The sequence below is a fragment of the Cereibacter changlensis JA139 genome, from assembly GCF_003034985.1.
Classification (GTDB): domain Bacteria; phylum Pseudomonadota; class Alphaproteobacteria; order Rhodobacterales; family Rhodobacteraceae; genus Cereibacter; species Cereibacter changlensis.
Genome location: NZ_PZKG01000166.1, coordinates 1 through 7073, shown reverse-complemented (window position 1 = coordinate 7073; position 7073 = coordinate 1). Strand labels below are relative to the sequence as shown.

Genomic DNA, 7073 nt, shown 5'->3' with positions numbered 1-7073 from the left:
GGCGCCGGGGCTGAAGGCCGTGCACAAATGGGGCGTCGGCTATGACGGCATCGACCTTGAGGCGGCAAGCCGGCACGGCGTCCGGGTGCTGCGCACCACCGGCTCCAACGCGGTGGCGGTGGCAGAGACTACGCTCGGCCTGATCCTCGCGGTGAACCGCAATCTGGTGCGCGGCCATGTCGGCATCGGCTCGGGCGAGTGGCTGAAGGGCGCACTCGCCCCCAACTCTATGAAGCTCTCGGGCCGCACGGTGGGCATCGTCGGCATGGGCTATATCGGCAAGGCGCTGGTCAGGTTGCTGCGCGGCTTCGGCTGCACCGTGCTCTACACAAAGCGCAGCCCGCTGGCCGCCGAGGAGGAGGCCGAGCTCGGCATCCGCTTCGCCGCCCTGCCCGACCTGCTGGCCGCCGCGGATGTGGTGACGCTGAACTGCGAGCTCAATGCCTCCACCCGCAACCTGATCGGGCGGGACGAGCTGGCGCTGATGAAGCCCGACGCGATCCTGATCAACGCCGCCCGCGGTGGCGTGCTGGACGAGCAGGCGCTGGCCGACGCGATCCGCGAGAACCGGCTGCGCGGCGCGGGCATCGATGTCTTCGCCGCCGAGCCGATCACGCCCGACAACCCGCTTCTCGGGTTCGACCGCGTGGTGCTGACCCCGCATATCGCCGCGATCTCGGCCGACAGCTTCGCCACCTCGCTGACCCGGATGATGGAGAACCTGCAGGCCATCGACCGGGGTGCTGCGCCGCGCGACATCGACATCCTGGTCTGAGCCGGCGTCAGAGCGGCGCGGGCGCCGGGTCCATCCCCAGCCCCGCCGCGATCTGCCGCGACACCCGGCGCGTGGTCTCGATGAAATCCAGCACCACGGGCGAGCTTTCGCCCGCGGGCCAGGCGACGACCAGCTCGATCATCCGCGGCAGCTCCGGCACCGGGCGGAACTCCAGATAGGGCGAGCGGAGGTTGGTGATCCACTCCGGCATCACCGCCACGCCGAGCCCCGAGGCGACATGCGCGGCGACGCCGGTGGTATGGGTGCTCTCCTGCACGATGCGCAGATGCAGCCCAGCCCGGCGGAATTCGTTCATCAGGAAGGTCGCATAGCTCGCCCCGATGATCGGCGCATAGCCGATCAGCGGCTCCTGCGCGAGATCCTGCAGGCTGACCTCGGCCTGCGCCGTCAGCCGGTGCCCCTTCGGCAGCGCCGCGACGAAGCCCTCGCGCATCAGCGTCTCGACCTGCGCATGGGCCGGGCGTTCGGTGGGGCGGATGAAGGCCACGTTGATCTCGCCGCGCTCCAGCTGGCGCAGCTGCCCGGACGTGCCGATATGCGCCAGATCGACGATCACCGCCGGCCATTTCCTGCGGAATTCCGCAACAATCGGCGGGATCACATGCGTCATCGCCAGATTGACGCCGGCCACCGTGATCCGGCCCGTCGTCTCTCCGGCCATGGCGCGGGTCTGGACCACGGCCCGGTCCATCCCGTCGAGCAGGCTGCGCGCATGCCGCAAAAGCGTGTCGCCCGCCGCCGTCAGCCGCGTGCGCCGCGTGGTGCGGTGGAACAGCATCACCCCCAGCCGGTCCTCCATCGCGCGGATCTGCAGGCTCAGCGGCGCCTGCGCGATCCCCAGCCTTTCGGCGGCGCGGCCGAAGTGCAGCTCCTCTGCAAGGCAGACGAAGTAGCGCAGCTGGCGGAGGTCGATCCCGATATTCATATGCTCAGCATATCAAATCATTCTGGAATGGGGAATTGATCGTGCTGCGCCTGCATGGTTCGCTGAGGGATCAACGGCAGGCAAGAGGTTCATGACACGTTTCTGGCTGATCAAACTCTTGCGAACGGTGATCACGCTCTGGTTCGTCGTCTCCTTCACGTTCATCGTGCTGCGCACCTCGGGCGACCCGGTGGTGGCCCTGCTCGGGGCCGATGCGCTCCCCGCCGAGATCGAGCATTTCCGCGAGCTCTGGGGCCTCGACCGCTCGCTCTTCACCCAATACGTCAGCTACGTCGGCCAGATGGCGACGGGCCAGTTCGGCATCTCGCTGCGCGACAGCCGCCCGGTGCTGGAGATCATCCTCGAACGCCTGCCCGCCACGGTCGAGCTCGGCCTCGCCGCCTTCGCCATCGCCGCGGTGATCGGCATTCCGGCGGGCATCGTCGCCGCCCTGCAGCGCGGCAAGCTGACCGACCGGATCGTCATGGTCTTCGCCGTCTTCGGCTTCGCCCTGCCGAACTTCTTCCTCGGCATTCTGCTGATCCTGCTCTTCTCGCTCTATCTGCAGGTGCTGCCCTCCTCGGGCACCGGCACGCTCCTGCACCTGATCATGCCGGCGGCGACGCTGGCCACCTTCACCGCCGGAACGCTGGCCCGCTTCACCCGCTCGGCCATGCTCGAGGTGCTGGAGCGGCCCTACATGCGCGCCGCCGCCGCCAAGGGCGTGCCGTTCTGGAAGCGGGTGCTGCTGCATGCGCTGCCCAATGCCGCGATCCCGATCGTCACGGTGATCGGCCTCAACCTCGGCCAGCTGGTCGCGGGCGCCATCGTCGTCGAATCCGTCTTCGCCTGGCCGGGCATCGGGCGGCTTCTGGTGGTCGCCGTGTCGCAACGCGATCTGGCGGTGGTGCAGGGGCTGGTGCTGGTGATCGCCGTGACCATGGTGCTCGCCAACCTCGCGGTGGATCTGCTCTACGGCCTGCTTGACCCCCGCATCCGGGAGGGCGCGAAATGAGCCGGCCGAACATCCTCACCCTCATGGCGGGGGGCATCCTCGCCGCCTCCGTCGCGGTCGCGCTGGTGGGCAACGTCTTCACCCCGCATGAGGTGACCGATCAGGCCCTGCTGAGCCGGCTGAAGCCGCCGGCCTTCCTCGGCGGCGCCGCCGAGTTCCCGCTGGGCACCGACAGGATCGGCCGCGACATGGTGGCCCGTCTGGTCGCCGGGCTGCAGATGTCGCTCTCGGTGGCGCTGGCGGGCACGCTGATCGGCGCGATCTTCGGCACCTTCGTAGGCTTCCTCGCCGCCCATTTCCGCGGGCTGGTCGAGGAGGTGCTGATGATGCTGGTCGACTTCCAGGCCTCGCTGCCCTTCATCCTGATCGCGCTGACGCTGCTGGCGTTCTTCGGCAACTCGATGGTGCTCTTCGTCATCCTGATGGGCATGTTCGGCTGGGAAACCTATGCCCGTCTCGCACGCGGCGTGGTGCTTTCGGCCCGGTCGCAGCCCTATGCCCGCGCGGTCGAAGCGCTGGGGGCGGGGCCCGGACGGCTCTACCTGCGCCACATCCTGCCCAATGTCGCCTCGGCGCTGATCGTGCAGGTCACGCTGACCTTCCCGCAGATCATCCTCCTGGAAACCTCGCTGTCCTTCCTCGGGCTCGGGATCCAGCCGCCCAACACCAGCCTCGGGCAGATCCTCGGCGACGGGCGCGACTATCTTTCCACCGCGTGGTGGATCTCGGTCTGGCCGGGGGCGCTGATCTTCCTGATCACCCTGTCCATGTCGCTTCTGGGCGATGCCCTGCGCGACCGGCTCGACCCGATGCTCAAGGCAAGAACAACCTGAAAATCAGGAACACTCACCAACAGGAGGTACTGCGATGATCAGCAGACGCAACTTTGGCAAATACTCCCTCGCCGCCGGCGCCTCGACGCTCTGGCTGCCCGGCTCGCTCGCCTTGGCGCAGGACGGCTCCCGCCCGACCCTGACCATCGCGGTCGACAACCTCTGGGCCAACATCAACACGATCAACGGGATCTCCACCACCACGCGGCGGTTCTTCCCCAACATCTACTCGCATCTGGTCGAGCGCGACTACATCGCCGACGAGCAGGGTCTGACGCTGGTGCCCGGGCTTGCGACGGAATGGTCGCGCGACGGCAAGGTCTGGACGCTGAAACTGCGCGAGGGCGTCAAGTTCCACAACGGCGAGACGATGACCGCCGAGGATGTGGCCTTCACCCTCGGGCCGGAGCGGCTCTGGGGCGAGACCCCCTTCGAGCCGCGCGGCAAGACCTTCACCGCGGGCTTCGTCCGGGTCGAGGCGATCGACGATCTGACCGTCGAGATCGAGACCGAGCGCGAAGACCCCTACATCCCCGGCAAGCTCACCGGCTACATCGGCTTCGTCGTGCCGAAGAAGGCCTATCTCGAGATGGGCGTCGATGCCTTCGGTCAGGCGCCGATCGGCACCGGCCCCTATCGCGTCACCCTGTTCCGCTCCGGCGAGGTGCTGGAGATGGAAGCCTTCGACGATTGCTGGAGCGGGCCGCCCCCGGCGCAGAAGCTGATCTGGCGCATCGTGCCGGAATTCGCGGGCCGCATGGCGGGGCTCGTCTCGGGCGAGTTCGAGTTCATCGCCAACATCCCCACGGATCAGGAAGCGCAGCTGGCGAGCTACGACAATGTCACCGTGGCCCGGGCGCTGGCGGGCAACTACCCGGCCTTCGCCTTCAACACCCGGCCCGATCCGGAGGATAACCCGCTGGTCGACGTGAACCTGCGCAAGGCGATGGTGCAGGCGATCGACATGGACGCCATCGTGCAGGCCCTGTTCGGCGACACGACCTTCCATCCCGCCGTGCCGTTCAACTTCCCCGAATACGGCGACTTCTACGATCCCGAGATGGTGAACCCGCTGCCCTACGACCCCGAGGCGGCGCGCGCGCTGGTCGAGGCGTCGGGCTATGACGGGCAGGTGCTGCGCTGGCACATCACGCGGCAGTTCTACCCGAACTACGAGGCCGCCGCCGAGATCATGGTGGAACAGTGGCGCCAGATCGGCGTCAACGTGCAGGCGGTGGTCCTCGACAACTTCGAGCTGGTCTACACCCGCCCCTACCACCTGATGAACATGTCGATGTCGACCGACTTCATCCCCGGCGACCCCTACCAGCCGCTCTGGCTCGACTGGGGTCCGACCGCCAGCCGCTCCACTGCGCATTGGAAGACCTGGGACCCGACGCCGGAATATCTTGCAGCCGGCAAGGAATTCGAGGAGGCCATCACCTTCGAGGAGCGCAAGGCAGCCTATCTGAAGCTCTCGCAGGCCTGGCAGGATGTAACGCCCGGCTATTACCTGTGGAAGAGCGTCTACAACTGGGCCCACCGCGCCGACATCGAGTTCGTGGCGCGCCCCGACGGCGAGATGCGGATGTTCGGCGATTACATGGCGTTGCCGGCGTGAAACATGCGCTGAAAGACATGACGGTCGCGGAGTTCCGCGACCGTCTGGCCGAAGACCCGGTGATCCTGCTGCCGCTCGGCAGTCACGAGGAGCAGGGGCCGCATGCGCCGATGGGCGACTACCTCTTGGCCGAGGCGATCGCGCTGCGCGCTGCCGAGCGCTCGGGCGCCATCGCCGCGCCCTGCCTGCCCTTCGGCTATGCCGAGTTCTTCCGCGGCTATCCCGGCGGCATCCAGCTGCGCGCCCCGACTTTCCGCGCCGTGCTGGACGACATGGTGACGGCCTTCCTCGACCATGGCCTGAACCGCATTCTGATCCTGAACGGCCATTCCACCAATGCCGCGCTGATCGACGAGACCCTGCGCGCCCTGCGCCGCAGGACCGGCGTCGCCGTGGCCTCGGTCGATCTCTGGCGCTCGATCCCCGACAGCCTCTGGACCGAGATCCACGGCCCCGACGCCGCGAAGGCGCGCGGTCACGGCGGCGATCCGGTCACCTCCGTCTCGATGTATCTGCGCCCCGAGACCATGCGGCCCGACCTGATGCAGGCGGCGCGCCCGGCCGAGGCGATGGGCCTGCCCAGCATCGGCGCTTCCGGTGTCCGGTTCGAGGGGCTGGCGGTGAACCTGCCGCTGGACGGTCACGAGTTGCATCCCGACGGCATGTTCGGCGGCGATCCGGCGCTGGCCTCCGCCGAGGCCGGAGAGCGGATCGTCGAGCATCTGACCGGCTACTGCGCGCGGCTCGTTGCCCATCTGCGCCAGCACGATCCCCGCCGACCCGTCGCGGAGCCCATGCCATGACCGAGCCCCTGATCGACATCCGCAACCTCTCGGTCCCGCTTCCGAAGGGCGCCGACCGCCGCTTCGCCGTCGAGGATCTGTCGCTGACGCTGAACCGCGGCGAGATCCTCTGTGTCGTGGGCGAAACCGGCTCGGGCAAGTCGCTCACCGCGCTCTCGACTATGGGGCTGCTGCCTTCCAACCTGCCGAAACCGCAGGGCGACATCCGCTTCGAGGGTCGTGACCTGCTTTCGCTGTCCCGCCGCGAGCGGCTGCCGCTTCTCGGTCAGCGGCTTGCCATGGTGTTTCAGGAACCCGTCGCGGCGCTGAACCCGATCTACCGGATCGGCACGCAGATGGCCGAGACCTTCCGCCTGCACACCGACCTCTCCTCGCAGGAGATCAACAAGCGGGTGGTCGACCTCTTCCGCGAGGTGCGCCTGCCAGAACCCGAGGCGATCCTGCGCGCCTATCCGCACCAGCTTTCGGGCGGCCAGTGCCAGCGGGTGATGATCGCGACCGCGCTGGCGCTCGACCCCGCCCTGCTGATCGCCGACGAGCCGACGACCGCGCTCGACGTGACGACGCAGGCGAAGATCCTCGAGCTTATGCTCGACCTGCGCCGCGATCATGGCACGGGCATCCTGTTCATCACCCACGACTTCGGCGTGGTGGCCGAGATCGCCGACCGCGTCGCAGTGATGCGCCACGGCAGGCTGGTGGAGATCGGCACGCGCGATCAGGTGCTGATGGATCCGCAGGAAGACTACACCCGTCAGCTCATCGCCGCCGTGCCGCGGCTCGCGCCGAAGACGACCACGGCCAGCCTTGGCGAGACCGTGCTGCGCGCCGTCGGCCTGCGCAAGACCTACCGGACCCGCACGCTGATCGGCGCCGCCCGCGAGGTGCAGGCGCTGAAGGATGTCGATCTCACCCTCGCCCGCGGCGAGACACTCGGCCTCGTCGGCGAAAGCGGCAGCGGCAAGTCCACGCTGGCGCAGGCGGTGATCCGTCTTGTGGAGCCGGATGGCGGCGAGGTCACCATCGACGGCGGCCGCTTCACCGGGCTCAGCGGGCAGGTGCTGCGCGAAGCGCGGCGCA

General features: G+C 68.1%; 7 protein-coding genes. 6 read left to right on the top strand and 1 reads right to left on the bottom strand.

The window, feature by feature from the left end:
- The coding region (locus C5F48_RS20540; RefSeq protein ID WP_107665650.1) for an NAD(P)-dependent oxidoreductase at nucleotides 1-775 on the top strand (775 nt) is incomplete at its 5' end.
- A gap of 7 nt (nucleotides 776-782) precedes the next feature.
- Here C5F48_RS20540 and C5F48_RS20535 read toward each other — a convergent pair.
- A complete protein-coding gene (locus tag C5F48_RS20535) occupies nucleotides 783-1721 on the bottom strand; it encodes a LysR family transcriptional regulator (protein WP_107665649.1) in 939 nt (312 codons plus the stop codon).
- A gap of 91 nt (nucleotides 1722-1812) precedes the next feature.
- On the opposite strand from C5F48_RS20535, the gene C5F48_RS20530 reads away from it, so the two are divergent.
- From C5F48_RS20530 to C5F48_RS26390, 5 genes are all read left to right on the top strand, one after another.
- Nucleotides 1813-2736 carry an ABC transporter permease gene (locus C5F48_RS20530; protein ID WP_107665648.1) on the top strand — a complete coding sequence of 308 codons (924 nt, stop codon included), beginning with the start codon at nucleotides 1813-1815 and terminating at the stop codon, nucleotides 2734-2736.
- Complete coding sequence (locus C5F48_RS20525) at nucleotides 2733-3569, top strand: ABC transporter permease (RefSeq protein WP_107665647.1); 837 nt, start codon at nucleotides 2733-2735, stop codon at nucleotides 3567-3569. The genes C5F48_RS20530 and C5F48_RS20525 overlap by 4 nt, the downstream gene beginning before the upstream one ends.
- A 34-nt stretch (nucleotides 3570-3603) precedes the next feature.
- A complete protein-coding gene (locus tag C5F48_RS20520; protein ID WP_107665646.1) occupies nucleotides 3604-5190 on the top strand; it encodes an ABC transporter substrate-binding protein in 1587 nt (528 codons plus the stop codon).
- Nucleotides 5187-5993: a creatininase family protein gene (locus C5F48_RS20515; protein ID WP_211314598.1), complete on the top strand. Its 807-nt coding sequence runs from the start codon at nucleotides 5187-5189 to the stop codon at nucleotides 5991-5993. The genes C5F48_RS20520 and C5F48_RS20515 overlap by 4 nt, the downstream gene beginning before the upstream one ends.
- Nucleotides 5990-7073 (top strand): ATP-binding cassette domain-containing protein (locus C5F48_RS26390; RefSeq protein ID WP_107665645.1); only part of this gene is annotated, 1084 nt, incomplete at its 3' end. The genes C5F48_RS20515 and C5F48_RS26390, both read left to right, overlap by 4 nt.